This window comes from Cupriavidus campinensis, from assembly GCF_905397395.1.
Classification (GTDB): domain Bacteria; phylum Pseudomonadota; class Gammaproteobacteria; order Burkholderiales; family Burkholderiaceae; genus Cupriavidus; species Cupriavidus campinensis.
Genome location: NZ_CAJPVH010000002.1, coordinates 245,502 through 264,135 on the forward strand (window position 1 = coordinate 245,502; position 18,634 = coordinate 264,135).

Annotated in this window: 19 protein-coding genes; 16 read left to right on the forward strand and 3 right to left on the reverse strand. The window is 69.2% G+C overall.

Annotated features, from left to right (window positions below; all coding sequences use genetic code 11):
• Window positions 1–88 precede the first annotated feature (88 nt).
• The 5 genes from KHO18_RS02620 to KHO18_RS02640 all read left to right on the forward strand — a co-directional run bounded on the left by KHO18_RS02620 (window position 89) and on the right by KHO18_RS02640 (window position 5,322).
• A complete protein-coding gene (locus KHO18_RS02620; RefSeq protein WP_144197637.1) occupies window positions 89–1,411 on the forward strand; it encodes an MFS transporter in 1,323 nt (440 codons plus the stop codon).
• Window positions 1,412–1,540: 129 nt separating this feature from the next.
• The gene (locus KHO18_RS02625; protein ID WP_211942734.1) at window positions 1,541–2,146 is read left to right on the forward strand and encodes a hypothetical protein; all 606 of its coding nucleotides are present in this window, start codon (window positions 1,541–1,543) and stop codon (window positions 2,144–2,146) included.
• 66 nt (window positions 2,147–2,212) lie between these two features.
• Window positions 2,213–3,121: a LysR family transcriptional regulator gene (locus KHO18_RS02630; RefSeq protein WP_144197638.1), complete on the forward strand. Its 909-nt coding sequence runs from the start codon at window positions 2,213–2,215 to the stop codon at window positions 3,119–3,121.
• 140 nt (window positions 3,122–3,261) lie between these two features.
• Window positions 3,262–4,014, forward strand: coding sequence for a substrate-binding periplasmic protein (locus tag KHO18_RS02635; protein ID WP_144197639.1), 753 nt, complete (start codon window positions 3,262–3,264; stop codon window positions 4,012–4,014).
• A 33-nt stretch (window positions 4,015–4,047) separates the two neighbouring features.
• Window positions 4,048–5,322: a GGDEF domain-containing protein gene (locus KHO18_RS02640; RefSeq protein WP_144197640.1), complete on the forward strand. Its 1,275-nt coding sequence runs from the start codon at window positions 4,048–4,050 to the stop codon at window positions 5,320–5,322.
• Window positions 5,323–5,345: 23 nt separating this feature from the next.
• Here KHO18_RS02640 and KHO18_RS02645 read toward each other — a convergent pair whose 3' ends face one another.
• On the reverse strand, window positions 5,346–6,242 hold the full coding sequence (locus KHO18_RS02645; RefSeq protein ID WP_211942735.1) for a LysR family transcriptional regulator ArgP: 897 nt from the start codon (window positions 6,240–6,242) through the stop codon (window positions 5,346–5,348).
• Window positions 6,243–6,315: 73 nt separating this feature from the next.
• Between KHO18_RS02645 and KHO18_RS02650 the strand changes: the two genes are divergently transcribed.
• The gene (locus KHO18_RS02650; protein ID WP_211942736.1) at window positions 6,316–6,984 is read left to right on the forward strand and encodes a LysE/ArgO family amino acid transporter; all 669 of its coding nucleotides are present in this window, start codon (window positions 6,316–6,318) and stop codon (window positions 6,982–6,984) included.
• Between the two features lie 27 nt (window positions 6,985–7,011).
• Here KHO18_RS02650 and KHO18_RS02655 read toward each other — a convergent pair whose 3' ends face one another.
• A complete protein-coding gene (locus KHO18_RS02655) occupies window positions 7,012–8,436 on the reverse strand; it encodes an aldehyde dehydrogenase family protein (RefSeq protein WP_211942737.1) in 1,425 nt (474 codons plus the stop codon).
• A gap of 133 nt (window positions 8,437–8,569) precedes the next feature.
• Between KHO18_RS02655 and KHO18_RS02660 the strand changes: the two genes are divergently transcribed.
• The gene (locus KHO18_RS02660) at window positions 8,570–9,469 is read left to right on the forward strand and encodes a LysR family transcriptional regulator (RefSeq protein WP_211942738.1); all 900 of its coding nucleotides are present in this window, start codon (window positions 8,570–8,572) and stop codon (window positions 9,467–9,469) included.
• 123 nt (window positions 9,470–9,592) lie between these two features.
• Window positions 9,593–10,771 carry a GGDEF domain-containing protein gene (locus KHO18_RS02665; protein ID WP_211942739.1) on the forward strand — a complete coding sequence of 393 codons (1,179 nt, stop codon included), beginning with the start codon at window positions 9,593–9,595 and terminating at the stop codon, window positions 10,769–10,771.
• Window positions 10,772–10,796: 25 nt separating this feature from the next.
• Here KHO18_RS02665 and KHO18_RS02670 read toward each other — a convergent pair whose 3' ends face one another.
• Entirely contained in the window at window positions 10,797–11,750 is a 954-nt protein-coding gene (locus KHO18_RS02670) for a hypothetical protein (protein WP_377731811.1), read from the reverse strand.
• 276 nt (window positions 11,751–12,026) lie between these two features.
• Between KHO18_RS02670 and KHO18_RS02675 the strand changes: the two genes are divergently transcribed.
• The 8 genes from KHO18_RS02675 to KHO18_RS02710 form a co-directional block, all read left to right on the forward strand.
• Window positions 12,027–12,629, forward strand: a complete 603-nt coding sequence (locus tag KHO18_RS02675) for a cytochrome P460 family protein (RefSeq protein ID WP_211942740.1) — start codon at window positions 12,027–12,029, stop codon at window positions 12,627–12,629.
• A gap of 143 nt (window positions 12,630–12,772) precedes the next feature.
• Window positions 12,773–14,431: a malonate decarboxylase subunit alpha gene (gene mdcA, locus KHO18_RS02680; protein ID WP_144197646.1), complete on the forward strand. Its 1,659-nt coding sequence runs from the start codon at window positions 12,773–12,775 to the stop codon at window positions 14,429–14,431.
• Window positions 14,431–15,312 (forward strand): triphosphoribosyl-dephospho-CoA synthase, encoded by an 882-nt coding sequence (locus KHO18_RS02685; protein ID WP_144197647.1) that lies wholly within the window; start codon window positions 14,431–14,433, stop codon window positions 15,310–15,312. The genes mdcA and KHO18_RS02685 overlap by 1 nt, the downstream gene beginning before the upstream one ends.
• A complete protein-coding gene (locus KHO18_RS02690) occupies window positions 15,312–15,623 on the forward strand; it encodes a malonate decarboxylase subunit delta (protein ID WP_149139331.1) in 312 nt (103 codons plus the stop codon). Before KHO18_RS02685 ends, KHO18_RS02690 begins: the two co-directional genes overlap by 1 nt.
• Entirely contained in the window at window positions 15,620–16,474 is an 855-nt protein-coding gene (locus KHO18_RS02695; protein WP_144197648.1) for a biotin-independent malonate decarboxylase subunit beta, read from the forward strand. The genes KHO18_RS02690 and KHO18_RS02695 overlap by 4 nt, the downstream gene beginning before the upstream one ends.
• A complete protein-coding gene (gene mdcE, locus KHO18_RS02700) occupies window positions 16,471–17,304 on the forward strand; it encodes a biotin-independent malonate decarboxylase subunit gamma (protein ID WP_144197649.1) in 834 nt (277 codons plus the stop codon). The genes KHO18_RS02695 and mdcE overlap by 4 nt, the downstream gene beginning before the upstream one ends.
• A 4-nt stretch (window positions 17,305–17,308) precedes the next feature.
• On the forward strand, window positions 17,309–18,007 hold the full coding sequence (locus KHO18_RS02705) for a malonate decarboxylase holo-ACP synthase (RefSeq protein ID WP_211942741.1): 699 nt from the start codon (window positions 17,309–17,311) through the stop codon (window positions 18,005–18,007).
• A partial coding sequence (locus tag KHO18_RS02710) for an ACP S-malonyltransferase (protein ID WP_211942742.1) occupies window positions 18,004–18,634 on the forward strand: 631 nt, incomplete at its 3' end. The genes KHO18_RS02705 and KHO18_RS02710, both read left to right, overlap by 4 nt.

The window sequence follows — 18,634 nt, forward strand, 5'->3', positions numbered from 1 at the left end:
TCCTATGGCAGTTTAGGCGCTATTCTTGTCAGTGGATGACTTTGAGTGCAGTTTGACATGCCTCTCGCTCGCGAAGGAGATCTCAAGGATGGCCAGCCTGACCCATCAGCACCGCGCGTCGCCGACTGCACCTCCGGCGGAAGGTCACCATCAGGTGGCTCCCGCCGAAATCGCCACCGGCGTCGTGATCGGCCGCGCGTCGGAGTACTTCGACTTCTTTGTCTACGGCATCGCCTCGGTGCTGGTCTTCCCATCGGTCTTCTTCCCCTTCGCCAGTGAACTGGCCGGGCTGCTCTACAGCTTCACGATCTTTTCCTTCGCGTTCATCGGGCGGCCGTTCGGCACGGCGCTGTTCATGCGCATTCAGCGCCGATGGGGACGCGGTGTCAAGCTGACGGGCTCGCTGTTCCTGCTCGGCACGGCGACGGTGGGCATCGCGTTCCTGCCGTCGTACGCCACGCTCGGCAGCACAGCCATCTACCTGCTCGCGCTGTTCCGCTTCCTGCAGGGCATTGCCTTCGGCGGCTCGTGGGACGGCCTGCCGTCGCTGCTGGCCATCAACTCGCCCCCGCACAAGCGCGGCTGGTACGCGATGGTGGGGCAGCTGGGCGCGCCCACGGGCTTCATCATTGCCGGCGCGCTGTTCCTGTTCCTCTACGCGAGCCTGACCCCGGCCGAATTCATCGACTGGGGCTGGCGCTACCCGTTCTTCGTGGCCTTCGCCATCAACGTGGTGGCGCTGTTCGCGCGGCTGCGGCTGGTGGTGACGCACGAATACACCCAGCTGCTCGACGAAGGCGAGCTGGAGCCGATCAGCACGTTGCAGATGGTGAACGCGCAGGGCTTCAATATCTTCCTCGGCGCCTTCGCGGCGCTGGCGAGCTACGCGCTGTTCCACCTCGTGACGGTGTTTCCGCTGTCCTGGGTGATCCTGCACAAGGCGCAGGGCGTGACGGACATGCTGGCGATCCAGATCGTGGGCGGCTTCATCGCCTTCATCGGCACGCTGCTGTCTGGCTGGATCGCGGACCGCGTCGGCCGCCGCACCACGCTGGCCGCGATGGCGGTGCTGATCGGCATCTTCAGCCTGTTCGCCCCATGGCTGCTCGACGGCGGGCAGACCGGTCAGGACGTGTTCATCCTGGTCGGCTTTGCGCTGCTGGGGCTCTCCTACGGGCAGGCGGCGGGCGTGGTGACGTCCAATTTCGACCGCCGCTACCGCTACACAGGCGCGGCGCTGACCACGGACTTCGGCTGGCTGTTCGGCGCAGCCTTCGCCCCGCTGGTGGCGCTGGGGCTGTCGTCGCTGTTCGGGCTGGCGGCGGTGAGCCTGTATTTGCTGTCCGGCGCCGTCGGCACGCTCGTGGCGCTGCGGATCAACAAGGCGCTGGGCGCGCACGACGAGATGTAGCGCTGCGGGGGCGCTGGCCGCCCCCCCCGCCACCCGTTGCGCCGTGCCGACACCCCACTAACCACTGAGGCGTGGCGGCCGGCGCGCTGATACCCTTCGGCTCGCGATCCATCTTCAGTCTCGTTCCGAATGCTCTCCAAATCCCTGTGCGCAGTATCCCTGGGCGCGCTGCTCTGCGTGCCTGCCTTCGCCGCCAATACTCAAGTCCTGCTGGAAACCCCCGTCACCTACGCGCCTGGCGCCGGCGTGGTGGACAAGGTGCGCGAGGAATGCCAGATCGAGTCGATGCTGGCCACACGCGTGTCGGACGTCCTGCGCCGCCGCAACAAGGGCGGTGACGGCAAGCTGGCCGCCGGCGCGGAGGCCGGGGAGGCCCAGGTGATGCGGCTCCAGATCACGCACGTGCTGGGCGTGGGCGGCGGCGCCTGGACCGGCCCGAAGGCCATCACCGTCAACGCCGAGCTGATCGAAGGCGGCAAGGTGGCACGCCACGTCAAGCTGAACCGCTGGTCCATCGGCGGATTCTGGGGCGGGTTCAAGGGCACCTGTTCGATCCTGAACCGCAGCGCGGTGGCGCTGGCCAAGGACCTGAACCGCTGGGCGCGCGATCCGTCCTACGTGCCCAAGGAAGAGGTCGAGCCGCCGGCGCCGACAGAAGGGCAGGCTGAGCCGGCAGCAGAAGTGCCGGCCGATGCCACGGACGCGCCGCAGGCCAAGGGCACGGTGCTCGAATAGCGCAAGGCGGGCGGCGTATCATGGTGCCGTCCCTGACCCGCTGACCCTTTCGTCGCCCCCGCCGCCATGCCCCTGCGCATCAGTGAAGAGATCACGTTCCGCAAGCTCGAGGCCCTGCTGGCCTTCATGGAGACCGGCAACCTTGCCAAGGCCGCTGAGGCGCTCGATATCAGCCCGGTGAGCGTGCACCGGGCGCTCCATTCGCTCGAGGACGGCATGCGCTGCGCGCTGTTCCGCCACGAAGGCCGCAACCTGTTGCCGACCGAGGCCGCGCACGTGCTGGCCGATGTGGCGCGAGACGTGCTCAAGACGATGTCCGACGGCATCCGCGTCACGCGCGAGGCCGCCGGCTACTCCGCCGACCAGCTCAAGATCGGCTCGCTCTATTCGCTGACCATCAAGACCGTGCCGCAGGTGGTGATCGGCATCAAGATGCGCCGCCCGGAGCTGCACACCGAACTCGTGCTCGGCTCCAATGCGGACCTCCTCCAGAAGCTGCGCCAGGGTTCCATCGACGCCACGCTGATGGCCCTGCCCGAACCGGACGCCGAAATCGAGTCGATTCCGATGTTCGAAGACGACATCTTCTTCGCCGCCCCGGCCGACTCCCACTACGCCAGCCTGCCCGAGATCGACCTGCGGGTGTGCCGGGACGAGCCGTTCGTGTCGCTGGGCGAGGGCTATGTCACCTCGAGCGGCTTCATGGAGGCGTTCCGCATCGCCGATTTCACGCCCAATGTGGTGATGAAGGTCGGGGACATCTTCTCGCTGATGAACCTCGTGGGCGGCGGCATCGGCTATTCCCTGCTGCCCGGGCGGGTACGGGATGTGTTTGCGAAGAATGTCGCCTTTGTGCCCCTGACGGCCGAATACGGCATGAAGCAGTCCATCGGCCTGAGTTTCCTGCGCCGCCGGGAGCGCGATCCGAACCTGCTCGGCCTGGCCGCCGTGTGCCGGATGCTGATGAGGGTCTAGGGCTTCCGGGAAGCAATACCCCTTGTGAGGGGGCCGCACCACTGTCAATAAATACGGGAGAATGCCGTTGTACTGGCGTGTAAGCCCCTCGTGTCGGCCAGCGGGCGTCAGCCGGACCGTCCTGAGCGATACCTGACCGCATGCACCTCTTTCGCCCGTGCCGGATTCTCTTCGCAGCCTGCGTGTTCTGGGCGGCCGTGCCTGCCCAGGCGCAGACCACCATCGTCCTGTACTCGGAGGCCGGCCAGCGGCCCCAGTCCTACGAGGAAAACGGCATCCCCAAGGGTGCCTATATCGACAACGTCAACCGGGTCCTGAAGCGGATTCCCGAATTCAAGGTGCAGATCCGCTTCGCCTCCTGGGCGCGCGTGGTGGAGGAGGCCAGGAACGGCAACAGTGCCGGGGTGCTCGGCGTCTACTACCGGCCCAGGGAGCGGCCGTACCTGAATCACTCCAGGCCGTTCTATAGCGAGGAAGTGGCGGTGCACTGCAACCGGGATTCGATCGAGGGCCGCACCTTCCATCGCTATCCGGACGACTTCGCCGGGCTGAAGTTCGGCAACCAGCGCGGCTACCTCGCCCCCGGCCCGCGCTTCTTCCAGCTGGCGCGGGAGGGCAAGATCCAGCTCGTGGAGGGGCATGAGTTCCACGACCTGGTCAAGAAGATGCTGGTGCAGGAGATCGACTGCGTGGTGAATCCCACCGTGGTCATCAACGAGGCGCTGGTCACGCTGGAAGCGCAGGGCATTCCGGAGCGCATGCGCTACAAGTCCCGGCGGGCGATGACCATCAAGACCGAGACCGTGCACATCGGATTCAGCAGGAAGTACGAGGAATCGCACCCGGAACTCGCCAGGTTCCGGCAGTTGTTCGACCAGGCGGCGGACCAATAGCCAGCGCCGCGACCCCTCAGGATTGTGCATTCCATGCCACTGTTGCCACCGGTTCGTTCGATCCGGAACCGGATGATCGTGCTGTTCATCGTTGCCACCACGACAACGCTGGGCGCGTTCGCCACGCAGCGGCAATGGTTGCTCCACCAGGACCTGGAGCAGCGCTTCGAGCGGACCCGTGGCGAGGTGCTGGACGGCCTCAAGCAGAGCCTGGCCGCGCCCACCTGGGCGCTGAACGTGGGCAACCTGCGCACGCGGCTGGAATCCACGCTGATCCATCCAGAGGTCACCGAGGCCTGTGTTTTCTCCCCGGACCGGGAGGAGGTGTACGCGGCAGTGCACCGCACGACGACCGCCACCCCGGCCGGCCCCTTCTGTACGGCCAGCGGGCATGACGTGCTGGCCGAAGTCACGCTCTACCCGCCGGACGACATCGATCCCGTGCGCCGCAGCCAGCCCATCGGCACGGCCGTGGTCCACTTCACCCGCGACACCATGCAGAAGACCCTGCGCGCGGCGATGATCCAGGGGATCATCGAGGTGGCGGTCATCGACGTGGCGCTGGTCCTGCTGCTGACCTTCGGCCTGCGGATGGTGTTCCGGCCGCTCGAACATCTGCGCGAGGCGCTGTTCGAGCTGGCCTCCAGCCACGGCGACCATCTCGACGAACTGTCCCGGCTGGGCCGCACCGAGTTCGACAGCGTGATCGACGGCTTCAACTCGGTCCTGCGCCGGCTGCGGCTGATCATCGCCCAGCGCTCGGAGGCCGAACTGGAGCTGATGGAGAAAAACCGCCTGCTCGAGGCGCTCTCCAAGACCGACCAGCTCACCGGGGTGTTCAACCGGCGGCACCTGGACGACGCGCTCGCCGGGGCGCTGGCGCGCAGCCGCGCCGAAGGCATCCCGTTCTCGATCGTGTTGATCGACGTGGACCGCTTCAAGTCGGTCAACGACACCTACGGCCATCAGGTGGGCGACCGCGTGCTGGTCGAGATCGCCGACCTGATCATGGCGGTCAAGCGGCCCACGGACACCCTCGGCCGCTGGGGCGGCGAGGAGTTCCTGCTGATCTGCGCCGATACTGCCCTGCAGGACGCCGTGCACTTCGCCCACCGCCTGCGCAATGCCGTGGCCGCGCAGGACTTCGCCGTGATCGGCCGGATGACCGCGAGCCTGGGCGTGGCCTGCGTGCAGCAGGGCGACACCATCCACGGCATGATTGCCCGCGCCGACGCGGCCCTGTATCGCAGCAAGGAACGCGGCCGCAACCGGGTCGAGTTCGCTGACGATGGCGTGACCACGCCGTAACGGCGGAAAGCCGCCGCCGCCGGTCAGGGTGGCAGCAGACCGGTCCGGGCCGCGTCCATCACCTCGCGGCTCAGGCCATCGACCAACGCCGAAGCCGCGCGGGCGTAGTGCCAGTGCAGGGGCACGTCCAGCGGGGTGTCCGGCACCAGTTCGACCAGCGAGCCGTCTGCGAGATGCCCGGCGATCAGGCTCTGCGGATGCAGGCCCCAACCCATGCCGGCCACGGCCGCCGTGACAAACGCCTGCGACGACGGCAGCGTGTGCCGGGGCAGTTCCACATGCCGATGGCACAGGCGCCGCACCCAACTCGCCTGCAGGGCATCCTTGTTGTTGAACACCAGACTCGGCGCCGCCGCCAGACTGCCGGCGCCCACGCCGGCGGCGAAATGGCGTTGCACGAAGGCCGGGCTCGCGGCCGCCAGATAGCGCATGGCGCCCAGCGGGCGGCTCTCGCAGCCGGCGGCAGGGCGGGCGGCAGCGGTCACGGCAGCCAGCACGGCGCCGCTGCGCAGCCATTCGGTGGTGTGGTCCTGATCGTCCACCGCCACCTCCATCAGCACCGGATGTGCCGCCGCAAAGGTCGCAATGGCCGGCGCGGCCCAGGTCGCCAGACTGTCGGCATTCACCGCGATGGGCAGCGCCACCCGCGCCATCCCCTCCGCCGCGAGTGACGGCAACGTCCCCTGCAATTCATGTTCCAGCATGCGCACGCGGTCCACGTGCTGGCACAGGCGGCGCCCCGTCTCCGTCGCCCGGCAGGGCTGGTCGCGGATCACCAGCGCGCAGCCCACGCGCTCTTCCAGCAGGCGGATGCGCTGGGAAATGGCCGATGGGGTCACGTGCAGCGCGCGGGCCGCACGCTCGAAGCTGCCTTCCCGCACCACGGCGGCCAAGGCGGACAAGGCGGCGTAATCGAGCATGAGATTAGTGAAACTACATCGAATGAAGAAAAGATAGTTTGTCTACATTCGCCAGAGCAGGCAAGCTGCGCACATGATTTCCGTACTGCCTACCCCTTCGCTCGCGCTGTCTGGCGCCCTCTCCGTCTCCCTGCAGGGCCTGGCCCTGAGCTTCGGCCTGATCGTCGCCATCGGCGCGCAGAACGCGTTCGTGCTGCGTCAGGGCCTGCGCCGGGAGCATGTGGGCAGCGTGGTCCTGCTCTGCGCGGTGGCGGATGCCTTGCTGATTGCCGCCGGCGTCATGGGCATGGCCCAGGCGCTGGGCGAACGCCCCGGGCTTGCGCGCGTGCTGGCCCTGGCCGGGGCGGTTTTCCTGGCGGTCTATGGCTGGCGGGCGCTGCGGCGCGCGGGGCAGGCGCAGCGGCTGCAAGCCTCGGAGGGGGAGAAGGGTGAGAAGAGTCTTAGCCGAGGCGCGATATTGGCGCAGGCGGCGGCCTTTACGCTGCTCAATCCACACGTCTATCTGGATACCGTGCTGCTGGTGGGCAGCATCGGCGCCCAGCAGCCGGCTGCGCTGCGCGGCTGGTTCGTGGCGGGCGCCAGTTCCGCCAGCCTGTGCTGGTTCGGCCTGCTCGGGTTTGGCGCGCGTTTCCTGGCCCCGTGGTTCGCCCGGCCGAAGGCTTGGCAGGTGCTCGACGCGCTGGTCGGCGTCACCATGTTCGTCCTGTCGGCGCTGCTGGTGCGGCATGCCTGGGCGGGCTGAGCCCGCCCGCCCCGACAGCGCCCCTGACTACGCCGGCACGTTCAGCACCGCCTTGGTCTCCAGGAACGCTTCCAGCCCATAGACGCCGTACTCGCGGCCAATGCCCGACTGCTTCAGGCCGCCAAACGGCGCCGCCGGGTCGTGGGCGAGCGTGTTGACGAGGACCCGCCCGGCCTCGATGCGCGACGCCACCGCGTGCGCCCGCTGGACATCCGTCGACAGCACGTAAGCCTGCAAGCCGTAGCTGGTGTCGTTGGCGATGGCGATGGCCTCCTCCTCGTCCCGGTAGGTAATGATCGACAGTACCGGTCCGAAGATCTCCTCGCGCGCAATCGTCATGTCGTTGGTCACATCGCTGAAGACGGTCGGGCGCACGAACCAGCCTGCGTCCAGCCCCTCCGGCCGGCCCTCGCCACCCGCAATCAGCCGCGCGCCTTCGTCAATGCCGATGCGGATATAGCGCTGCACGCGCTCCCACTGCTTCTGGCTGACCATCGGGCCGACCGTGGTCTGCGGATCGCGCGGATCGCCGGCCTGCGTACGCGCCACGATGTCGCGCACGCGCGCCTCGAACTCGGCGAGCCGGTGTTGCGGCACCAGAATCCGCGTGCCGGCGATGCATGCCTGCCCGCTGTTCATGAAGCCGGCGTCCAGGGCCAGCGGCACGGCCTGGTCGAAATCCGCATCGTCGAGCACGACCACGGGCGACTTGCCGCCCAGCTCCAGCGTCACGCGCTTCAGCGTGTCCGCCGCCACGCGCAGGATGGTCTTGCCGACTGCCGTGGAGCCTGTGAACGACACCTTGTTCACATCGGGGTGCGTGGTGATCTCCGTGCCGACCACGTCGCCGCGCCCGGTGACGATATTGAACACGCCGGGCGGCACGTCCGCCGCGTGCAGCGCTTCGGTGACGATGCGGGTCTGCATCGCGCTCATCTCGCTCGGCTTGATGACGGCAGTGCAGCCGGCGGCCACGGCGGCGGCCAGCTTCCCGCAGATAAAGCCCGCGTCGCTGTTCCAGGGCGTGATCAACCCGGCCACGCCCATCGGCTGCATCACCACCTCGGCACCGCCCACGCGGCGCTTGAACGTGTAAGCCTCGAGCACATTGGCCGCGTCGATCAGCACGTTGCTCGCGTGCCGGGCCATCCAGCGGCCCCGGGACACCGGCGCGCCATATTCCTCGGTGATCGCCTCATACAGCTCGTCCTCCTTCGCCAGCACGGCGGCGTGCATGCGCTTGAGCAACTCCACGCGCGCGCGCTGGCTGGTGCGGGAGAAGGCTGGGAACGCCCGTTTGGCGGCCGCGATGGCGTCCCGGGCGTCCTGCGCGTCGGCCAGGCGCACCTGCCCAATCACCTGTTCGGTGGCGGGGTTGAACAGGTCGAACATCTCGTCGCCGTGCGGGGTGACGAAGGCACCGTCGATATAAATCTTGTCGATGATCTGCATGGTGGGTCTCCGGGGTAGCGGAAAAGCATCTTAAGCAAAGCGCGAAAAACGCGGGCTGAAGCACAAGATAGCCCTGCGCCATTGTGTTGACTAGCCATACAATGCGGGATGTGATGATGAAGAAATCAGGATAATGAAATCCTCGGGCCTTGGTGAACTGGAGGCGGTGCTGGCCGTGGCGCGGCATCGCAACTTTCGGGCGGCAGCGGCGGAGCTGGGCGTCTCCACCTCCGCGCTCAGCCACGCGGTGGCGGCGCTGGAGGCGCGCATCGGCGTGCGGCTGTTCCATCGCACCACGCGCAGTGTGTCGCTGACGGCAGCCGGCGCGCAGTTCGTGGACAGCATCGCGCCGGCGCTGTCCACGATCCGGGGCGCGATCGAGCAGGCGGGGAGCCTGCGCGACACCGTGTCGGGCCAGTTGCGCATCAACACCTCGGCGGGCGCCGCGCGGCAGGTGATGCCGCTGTTCATCGCCTTCCTGCAGCGCTACCCGGCCATGGCGCTCGATATCGTCACGGAAGGGCGGCTGATCGATATCGTCGCCGACGGCTTCGATGCCGGCATCCGGCTGGCCGAAACCCTGCCGCAGGACATGATCGCCGTGCCCTTTGGCGATACCCAGCGCTTCGCCGTGGTCGGCAGCCCGGACTACTTCGCCCGGCACAAGCCGCCGCGCACGCCCGCGGACCTCCACGCGCACGCCTGCATCCGCACGCGCATGCCGAGCGGGGCGATCTACCAGTGGGAATTCGCGCGGCACGGCGAGGCGGTGCGGATCGACGTACGGGGCGCGCTGACGCTCGACGAACCCGGGCTGGCCCAGCAGGCGGCCCGCGCCGGACTGGGGCTGGCCTACCTGAGCGAGTGGAACGTGGCCGCCGACCTGCAGGCCGGCACGCTGGTCCGCGTGCTGGAAGGCTGGACCCCGCCGCTCAATGGCCTGTGCCTGTACTACCCGGGCCGCCGCCACGTGCCGGCCGGCCTGCGCGCGCTGATCGACCTGATCCGCGAACACGCGGACGCGCGGCGCTGAGGCACGCATCAGCCACGCATCAGCCACGCATCGGCCACGCATCAGCCACCGCCCGCAGCCGGCTTTCCCACGTAGAATTTGGCTGCCGGCGCGATGCGTCGGTGCAATGTCTTTACATTCGGGATGTACGTCGACCTCCTCACCCTTTATCTCCTCGCCATCGGGACGCTTCTGGCCAGTGCCGGCATGACGTTCTGGGAGCATCGGACCAATCCCCGCCGCAGCCGGACGCTGCGGATTCTCGCGGTCGGCTTCACGACGCTCGCCATCGGCTGCGCGCTGGTGCTGGTCCGGCGCAGCGTGCCCGGGGCGATTGGCTCCGCGGTCAGCAATCTCGTCATCCTCACCGGCTACCTGCTGGTCCTCGGCGGTATCGCCTCGCTGAGCGGGCGGCAGTACCGCGCGGCGTCGGTGGGGATACTGCTGGTGGACGCGCTGGTGTGGGTCGGCTGGGGCGCGCAACACCTGGACGCCATGTGGAACCACGTCAGCGCCCTGCCGATCGCGCTGATCAGCGCCATGACGGCGCGCGAGATGCTGCGTTGCGAGGCGATGAAGGCGCTCCGTTCGCGCCACATCATCGTGGTGGTGACGGGCCTCCATGCCGTGGTCTATGTCGCGCGGGCCCTGATCCTGCCGTGGCTGGTGACCATGTACGGGCCGGCGATGCAGGCCGCTGCCAGCAAGCTCACGGTCTACGAAGGGGTGCTGTACTCGGTTCTCCTGCCGATGGCGCTGCTGAAGCTGATTCGGGACGAGACCCACGGGCAGCTCCTGCAGGAAGCCCAGACCGACTATCTGACCCGGCTCGGCAATCGCCGCTGGTTCTTCGAGCAGGGCGAACGCCTCTTCGGTGGCGACGGGAGCCGGCCGGTGGCCGTGCTGGCGTTCGACCTCGACCGCTTCAAGGCCATCAACGACGTGTACGGTCACCAGACCGGCGACCAGGTGCTGAAGTCGTTCGCGGAAATCGCGCGGAGCGTGGTGGGGCCACACGCGCTGCTCGCGCGCATCGGCGGCGAGGAGTTCGCCGCCTTGCTGACCGGCGACGACGCGCGCCGCGCTCAGGCGCTGGGCGAGGCCGTGGCCACGCGCTTCGCCGGCACCATCCCGCACCGTACCCACGGTGTCGGCATCGGCATTCCGGCCACGGTCAGCATCGGCCTGGCCTGCTTCGAGACCGAGGTGCCGCCGCTGGCCGACGCGCTGGCCGCCGCCGATCAGGCGCTCTACCGCGCCAAATCGCTCGGCGGCAACCGCCTCGAAGTAGCGCGGACCGCCGAGCGCTCCGCCGTGCTCTAAACCCGGCCCCTGGGAGCCTGGGAGCCTAGAAGCTCGCCGCCAGCCCGAACGACAGGCCGTGCACGTTGTTGCCGAAGACGTAGCGCACCACGGCCCGGATACGGGTGACGAACACCTCGTGCGCGCTGGTGTCGAGTTCCAGCCCGGTGCCCAGCGTGGTCAGGTGGTCGAAGCCCAGCGCGCCAGCCTGATTGCCGAAGTAGTGCGAGTGGGACAGTTCCAGCACGTAGCGCACCGGGCGGTCCAGCGCGCGCAGGCCGGTGGGCGCGCGCCAGCGGGCGTAGAGGCTGGCGGTCTGGGCGGCGGCGGAGGCATCCATGCCACCCGTGGTGCCAAAGCTGCGCAGGTAGATGTTGGTGTAGCGCAGTTCCACGTCCACATCGCGCTCGTTGCGGTGGCTTTCCCAGTCCAGCATCACGGACCCGCCCAGCCCGTAGGCGTTCATCGCGCCATGGTCCAGGAACGCGATCTCCTGGTCCGTCACGTGTTCCACGGCAAATTTGGCGACGGAGAGGTCGCTGGCCACCCGGCCGAGCGAGGCATTGAAGATCGGCCGGAAGACCAGTTCCTTGCTGTCGATGAGCGGGAAATCCCAGCCGACGCCCACCGTGCCCGCGAAGGTATTCCACTTGGCCGGCAGCTTGCGGGTCTCCTGGCCGTTGGAGGCCACGAAGGTCGGGTCGTAGCGGTTGTAGGCGATCGACCCCTCCAGATAGAGCGGAAACGACTGGCTCAAGGTGAAACCGCCGCCCAGCTGCCAGAGCGTCAGGGCGGGGTTGTCGGTGTTGGTATTGCTGATGGAGAGCGAGCTGGAGGCGAGGTCAGGCACCACGGCGAACGACATCAGCGTGAGCACCGCATTGGCCTGCTTCTGGACGTTGGCGCCCACGATGCCGAACGCGGGGCCGGTCTGGGCATGGGCGAGCGCCGGGGCGAGGCCCATCGCCGCCAACATCGTCGCCAGCATCGCTACCACCATCACCACACATCGCGCGGAATTCAGGATGCCATGGGCGCGCATCGCCTACCTCTTCCTGGCCAGATTCGAGAACGCGGTCATGATGGCCGCAATGCCCGGTCGGCGGAAGTAAAAGTTCTTGCGCGGTGATTAAGAAAGTTCAGTGCTTGATGTGGCGCAAACGGCGTGTATGACGCCCGCGTGTCAGCCCGTTCATTCCGGACAAATCCGCCCGCCCGATCAAAGCCGCGCGGCGGATTGACGTGACGATAGCGCCTGCACACCGGAGGACAAACCATGAAAAAAATCGTAGGGATGGCACTGGCCGTGACGGCCTTGGCTGGCGCGGGCGTTGGGTTGGCGCAGACGGCGGAGGAAGCCGCCGGGAAAGACAGCATGCAGGCGGCCAGGCCGGTCGCCAAGGGGGCCACGCAGGACCTCAGCAAGGTGGCCGTGCCAGACAAGATCCCGCCCGGCTACCGCGCGTGGACCCTGATCTCGGTGGCCCGCGAGGAAGGCGCCACCGATGACCTGCGCGCCATCCTCGGCAACGAGGCCGCGGTCGTCGCTCTGCGCAGCGGCAAGTATCCGCTGCCCGACGGCGCCATCATCGCCCGGCTCGCCTGGAGCTACGACGCGCTGGCGGAAAGCGCGGCAGCCTTCGGCAAGCCCCAGTCCCACGTGGCCGGGCACCCGAAGAACGGCCTCCAGTTCATGGTCCGGGATTCGACCAAGTACGCCGCCACCGGTGGCTGGGGCTATGTGCAGTTCGACGACGGCAAGCCCTCGGACGCCGCCAAGCAGCAGGCCTGCTTCGCCTGCCACACCGTGGTGAAGAACCGCGACTACGTGTTCAACCGCTTCGCCCCCGATCCGCCTAACGGCATTGCGGGCAACTAGTCGAGCCGAGCCCGAGCCGAGCGAAGTGGCGCATTCATCATTTCTCTCACCGTAACGATCCGCCGCCGGGTGTCATTGTTCGACCAAGGCACCCGGCGTATCGTGGCCCACATCGACAGTCATGCCGCATGTCCGGAGCCGCGATGCCAGATTCCCCCACCCCCCGCCAATGGGACACCCGCCGCGCTGAGAAGCGCCGCCGCCAGGGCCTTGGCGCCCGGCTGGCCGATGGCAAGGTGGTTGCCACCGACAACATCGTCCCCTTCCTCGAAGCCGTGACCGCCCCGGGCGACCGCGTGGTGCTCGAGGGCAACAACCAGAAGCAGGCGGACTTCCTGTCCCGTGCGCTGGCCGAGGTAGACCCGGCCACCGTGCACGACCTGCACATGATCATTCCGAGCGTGAGCCGCGTCGAACATCTGGACCTGTTCGAGCGCGGCATCGCGCGCAAGCTCGACTTCGCCTATGCCGGCACGCAGAGCGTGCGGATCTCGCAGTTCCTTGAGGATGGGCTGCTCGAAGTCGGCGCCATCCACACCTATATCGAGCTGTACGCCCGGCTGTATGTGGATCTGACGCCGCAAATCGTGCTGATTGCCGGCTACAAGGCCGACCGCGCCGGCAATCTCTATACCGGCGCCAGCACCGAAGACACGCCGGCGCTGGTGGAAGCCGCCGCGTTCCGCGACGGCATCGTGATCGCCCAGGTCAACGAGATCGTGGACGACCCGGCCGACCTGCCGCGCGTGGACATCCCCGGCTCGTGGATCGACTACGTGGTGCAGGCCGACAAGCCGTTCTTCTGTGAGCCGCTGTTCACGCGCGACCCGCGCCTGATCAAGCCGGTGCACGTGCTGATGGCGATGATGGCTATCCGTGGCATCTACGAGCGGCACAAGGTGCAGTCGCTAAACCACGGCATCGGCTTCAACACGGCCGCCATCGAACTGATCCTGCCGACCTACGGCGAATCGCTCGGGCTCAAGGGCAAGATCTGCAAGCACTGGACGCTGAACCCGCACCCCACGCTGATCCCGGCCATCGAGTCGGGCTGGGTCGAGAGCGTGCACAGCTTCGGCAGCGAACTGGGCATGGAGAACTACGTGTCGGCCCGCCCGGACGTGTTCTTCACCGGCGCGGACGGCGCGATGCGCTCCAATCGGGCCTTCTGCCAGCTCGCCGGCCAGTACGCGGTGGACCTGTTCATCGGCTCCACGCTCCAGATCGATGGCGACGGCCATTCCTCGACGGTCACGCGCGGCCGGCTTTCGGGCTTCGGTGGCGCGCCAAACATGGGCCACCAGCCGGGCGGCCGCCGCCACGCCACCCCGGCCTGGCTCGACCTGATCGAGACTGACGACCCGCTCGCGCGGGGCCGCAAGCTGGTGGTGCAGATGGTCGAAACCTTCCAGGCGGGCGGCAAGCCGACCTTCGTGGAGTCCATGGACGCCGTGCAGGTGGCCAAGGATGCCGGCATGCCGCTGGCGCCGGTGATGATTTATGGCGATGACGTCACGCACGTGCTGACCGAGGAAGGCATCGCCTATTTATATAAGGCGACGTCGATCGAGCAGCGCCGCCGGATGATCGCGGCGGTGGCCGGCGTCACGCCGATCGGCATGCGCCACGACCCGGCCACCACGCGCCAGATGCGCAGCGACGGGCTGATCGCGCTGCCGGAAGACCTCGGCGTGCATCGCGCCGATGCCACGCGCTCGCTGCTGGCGGCCAAGAGCATGGCCGATCTGGTCGAGTGGTCGGGCGGGCTGTACGAGCCGCCGGCACGTTTCCGGAGCTGGTAATGGCACTCCATGCACAGGCAGTTGCGCTCGCCGAAGACCGCGCCGGCGCCATCGGCGCGCTGGCCGAAGCGGTGTTGATCGACGAGGCGATGCTGTCGCCCAAGCCCGGGCTGGTGGATGCGCGCGGCAGCGGCGCGCACCGCGACCTGACGCTGGCGCTGATGGTGGCGTCCGCGCGCAGCCTGCGCAGCGGCTTCGCGGCGATGGCGGCGGCGGGGCGGGAAGCCACCCACATTCATCAACCCCTGCGCGAACACCTCGGCGCGCTGGGCCGCGCGGCGGAGGCGACCATGCTGCGCGCCACCGGCGGCGTCAACACCCATCGCGGCGCGATCTGGTGCCTGGGCCTGCTGGCCGGCGCCGCCGGACTGCTGCCGGACGGCGCCGATGCCCGCGCCGTGGCCGACGCGGCGGGTGCCATCGCCCGGCTGCCAGACCGGCATCGCCCCGCGCACACCGGCAACAAGGGCGAACTGGCGCGGCAGGCTTATCAGGTTGGCGGCGCGCGCGGGCAGGCCGAGGCCGGCTTCCCGCATGTCGTGCAACGGGGTTTGCCGACGCTGCGCGCCAGCCGCACGCGCGGCGATGCGGAGCCCACTGCGCGCGTCAACGCGCTGCTGGCGATCATGGCCGGGCTCGACGATACCTGCGTGCTGGCCCGCGCCGGCCGCGAAGGGCTGGCCGCGATACAGGCTGGCGCCGCCGCCGTGCTGGCGGCGGGCGGCATCGGCACGCTGCCGGGCCGGCGGCTGCTGCATCGGCTCGAAGCCGGCATGCTGGCGCGCAATGCCTCCCCCGGCGGCGCGGCCGACCTGCTCGCCGCCACACTATTTCTCGATCGCCTGCCCACCGGGCCGGCGCTCCCCCACGGAGACCGATGATGGAACAACTCCAGTTCGAATATCCCGCCGGCGCGCCGGCCCGCCAGCGCGTGCTGGTGGGCGTGGTCGGCTCCGGCGACCTCGAGGTGATGATCGAGCCCGGCGACGCCGGCAAGACCTCGATCCACGTGACCACCTCGGTGGACGGCTATGGCCGCGTCTGGGACGCCCAGCTGACGCGCGTCTTCAGCGCCGAGCCGCGCGCCGCCATGCGCATCCGCATCCACGACTTCGGCGCCACGCCGGGCGTGGTCGGCATGCGGCTGGCCGAGGCGTTCGAGGCGCTGGATGAAGGCAAGGAGGGATCATGAGCCAGCCCGCACTGCTGTCGCGCGAGAGTTTTGTCGAACTGGGCGCCCGCGCGCGCGCCCATGCGCTGCTGGACCCCGGCAGCTTCCGCGAACTGGCGGGGCCGTTCGATGGCCTGAGTTCGACCTGGCTCGCGCGTCAGGGCGTGGTGCCGCAGGCCGATGACGGGGTGATCGTCGCCAAGGGCACCATCGACGGGCATCCCACCGTCGTGCTGGCCATCGAAGGCGCCTTTCAGGGCGGCAGCCTGGGCGAAGTGGGCGGCGCCAAGATTGCCGGCGCGCTGGAACTGGCCGCGCAGGACAACCGACAGGGCACCCCCACGCGCGCGGTGATCCTGTTCGAGACCGGCGGCGTGCGGCTGCAGGAGGCCAACCTCGGCCTCGCCGCCATCGCCGAGATCCACGCGGGCATCGTCGATCTGCGCCGCTACCAGCCGGTGATTGGCGTGATTGCGGGGCAGGTGGGGTGTTTCGGCGGGATGTCGATTGCGGCCGGGCTGTGCAGCACGCTGGTGGTCACGCGTGAGGCGCGGCTGGGGCTCAACGGGCCGGCGGTGATCGAGCAGGAGGCTGGCATTGCCGAGTACGACTCGCGCGACCGGCCGCTGATCTGGAGCCTGACCGGCGGCGAGCAGCGCATCGCTACCGGGCTGGCGGACCGCTACGTCGAGGATGACAGCGCGGCGATCCGCGCCACCGTGGCGGCACTCGTCGCCGAGCCGCCCAATCAGCCACCCACCCCGCCGCGCAGTGCCGCGTATGCGTCCTATCTGCAGCGGCTGGCCGGCTATGACCCCGCGCGGCAGGCCGATGCGGCCACCGTGCGCGCCGTGTTTGGAGACCCATCATGACGACCGAATCGACCGATACGAACCAAGCGAGCTCCCGCGGCGCCACCTGGCTCGCCGCCTTGAGCCAGGGCGCACCGCGCCTGGCGGACTATCCGGCCTCGGTCCAGGTGGCCGATGGCGAGCTTGCGGGCCGGCCCGTGCGCTGGATCGCCGTGGTGCCCGATGCCGCCAGCCCGTTCCCGCGCGCCCGGCAGGGCGAGGTGGGACTGCGCGAGGGCTGGACGCTCGCGCGCGCCGTCCATGACGCCGTGCAGGCGGACCGCGATGCGCCGGTCAAGCGCGCCATCGTCGCCGTGGTGGACACCCCGAGCCAGGCCTACGGCCGGCGCGAGGAAGCGTTCGGCATTCACCAGTCGCTGGCCAGCGCGGCGGATGCCTATGCCACGGCGCGCCTGCAGGGGCATCCGGTGATCGCGCTGCTGGTGGGCAAGGCCATGTCGGGCGCCTTCCTCGCGCACGGCTATCAGGCCAACCGCATCGTCGCGCTGGCCGACCCCGGCGTGCAGGTGCATGCGATGGGCAAGGAGGCGGCGGCACGCATCACCATGCGCAGCGTGGAGGACCTCGAAGCCTTCGCGGCCACCGTGCCGCCGATGGCCTACGACATCGACAACTACGCCACGCTGGGCCTGCTGTGGCGGCGCGTGCCGGTCTCCCGGGCGGAGGCACCCGAGGCCGGTGACGTCACCACGGTGCGCGCGACGCTGGAAGCCGCGCTGGCCGATATCGACGCCGACCCCGAGCGCGACCTGCGCAGCCGGCTGGGCGGCGAGAACCGGCAGGCCTCCGCGCGGGTGCGCGAGGTGCTGGCCCGGCAGTGGCAGGGATGACCCCGTGCCGGACGCCCCGCTCCCCCTCCCACTCCAGCCGCACGACCTGATCTGGCTGCGCGACGCCCCGGCGTTCGCGGCCAGCCAGCCGCTGCCGGCGTGGGTCGATGCCACATGGCTGGCGGTGGCGCCGGTGGTGGTGCGGCGCGATCTGCCGTGCGATCCGACGTGCGATCCGACGTGCGATCTGACGTGCGATCTGACGTGCGATAGCAGCATCCCGGTGGGCCTGCGCGGCCGGCGGCGCGAGGAGCGCCATGGCACGTGGATCGAGGCGTCCCAGTGCGCCCGCGTGATGTCGCCGTTCGCCATCGCCCGGGCGGCGCGCTGGCAGGATCACCCGCGCCGGCTGGCGCTGCCGGCGCTGCGCACGCTGGCGCGGATCGCTCCGCTGCTCGATGCACGCGGCCTGCCATGGGGGGTGACCGGCGCGGCCGGCTTCACGCTCGCGTCCGGGCTCGATGTGCTCCATCCCGGCAGCGATGTGGACCTGCTGATCGACGCCGCCGCGCCGCTGGATCAGGCGGACGAACAATGGCTTGCGGCGCTGATCGACGACTGCACGGAGGCGCGGCTCGACATCCAGGTCGCAACGCCCCACGGCGGCTTTGCCCTGCTGGAGCGCCTGCGTACCGGGGGCCGCGTGCTGCTGAAGACGGCCACCGGCCCGGTGCGCTGCGCGGACCCGTGGCAGGCGGCATGAGCACGCTGCTGACCTTTCCCGGGCAGGGGGCGCAGCGCCCCGGCATGCTCCACGGCCTGCCCGATCATCGCGCCGTGCACGAGACGCTCGCCCAGACCAGCGACGCGCTGGGCCACGACGTGCTGGCCCTCGACACCGCCGACAGCCTGCAATCCACCGTATCGGTCCAGCTCTGCCTGCTGGCGGCGGGCGTGGCCACGGCGCGCGCACTGATGGCGGACGGCGCCCGGCCGGAGGCCGTGGCCGGGCTGTCGATTGGCGCCTACGCAGCGGCCGTGGTGGCCGGCGCGCTGGCCTATGACGACGCGGTGCGGCTGGTGGCGCTGCGCGGCCGGCTGATGGCGGACGCCTACCCGGAGGGCTTCGGCATGACCGCCATCCTCGGGCTGGAAGCGCCGGCGCTGGAAGCCATCGTGGCGCGCGTCCGGGCAACCGGCCTGCCGGTCTACGTGGCCAATTTCAACGCGCCGACGCAACTCGTCATCGCCGGGGCGGACGTGGCGATGGCGCGCGTGGCGGCGCTGGCGCAGGAGGCCGGTGCGCATGGCGCCAGGCGCGTGGCCATCGCCGTGCCGTCCCACTGCCCCTTGCTGGACGATGCCGCCGCGACCCTCGCCCAGGCGTTCG

Coding starts and splice junctions, on each gene's coding strand:
- KHO18_RS02670 (WP_377731811.1), bottom strand. CDS start 11,750: ATGGTGGTAGCGATGCTGGCGACGATGTTGGCGGCGATGGGCCTCGCC.
- KHO18_RS02630 (WP_144197638.1), top strand. CDS start 2,213: ATGCCCCTGCGCATCAGTGAAGAGATCACGTTCCGCAAGCTCGAGGCC.
- KHO18_RS02655 (WP_211942737.1), bottom strand. CDS start 8,436: ATGCAGATCATCGACAAGATTTATATCGACGGTGCCTTCGTCACCCCG.
- KHO18_RS02685 (WP_144197647.1), top strand. CDS start 14,431: ATGGCACTCCATGCACAGGCAGTTGCGCTCGCCGAAGACCGCGCCGGC.
- KHO18_RS02695 (WP_144197648.1), top strand. CDS start 15,620: ATGAGCCAGCCCGCACTGCTGTCGCGCGAGAGTTTTGTCGAACTGGGC.
- KHO18_RS02660 (WP_211942738.1), top strand. CDS start 8,570: ATGAAATCCTCGGGCCTTGGTGAACTGGAGGCGGTGCTGGCCGTGGCG.
- KHO18_RS02640 (WP_144197640.1), top strand. CDS start 4,048: ATGCCACTGTTGCCACCGGTTCGTTCGATCCGGAACCGGATGATCGTG.
- mdcA (WP_144197646.1), top strand. CDS start 12,773: ATGCCAGATTCCCCCACCCCCCGCCAATGGGACACCCGCCGCGCTGAG.
- KHO18_RS02620 (WP_144197637.1), top strand. CDS start 89: ATGGCCAGCCTGACCCATCAGCACCGCGCGTCGCCGACTGCACCTCCG.
- KHO18_RS02665 (WP_211942739.1), top strand. CDS start 9,593: ATGTACGTCGACCTCCTCACCCTTTATCTCCTCGCCATCGGGACGCTT.
- KHO18_RS02675 (WP_211942740.1), top strand. CDS start 12,027: ATGAAAAAAATCGTAGGGATGGCACTGGCCGTGACGGCCTTGGCTGGC.
- KHO18_RS02650 (WP_211942736.1), top strand. CDS start 6,316: ATGATTTCCGTACTGCCTACCCCTTCGCTCGCGCTGTCTGGCGCCCTC.
- KHO18_RS02635 (WP_144197639.1), top strand. CDS start 3,262: ATGCACCTCTTTCGCCCGTGCCGGATTCTCTTCGCAGCCTGCGTGTTC.
- KHO18_RS02625 (WP_211942734.1), top strand. CDS start 1,541: ATGCTCTCCAAATCCCTGTGCGCAGTATCCCTGGGCGCGCTGCTCTGC.
- KHO18_RS02690 (WP_149139331.1), top strand. CDS start 15,312: ATGGAACAACTCCAGTTCGAATATCCCGCCGGCGCGCCGGCCCGCCAG.
- mdcE (WP_144197649.1), top strand. CDS start 16,471: ATGACGACCGAATCGACCGATACGAACCAAGCGAGCTCCCGCGGCGCC.
- KHO18_RS02645 (WP_211942735.1), bottom strand. CDS start 6,242: ATGCTCGATTACGCCGCCTTGTCCGCCTTGGCCGCCGTGGTGCGGGAA.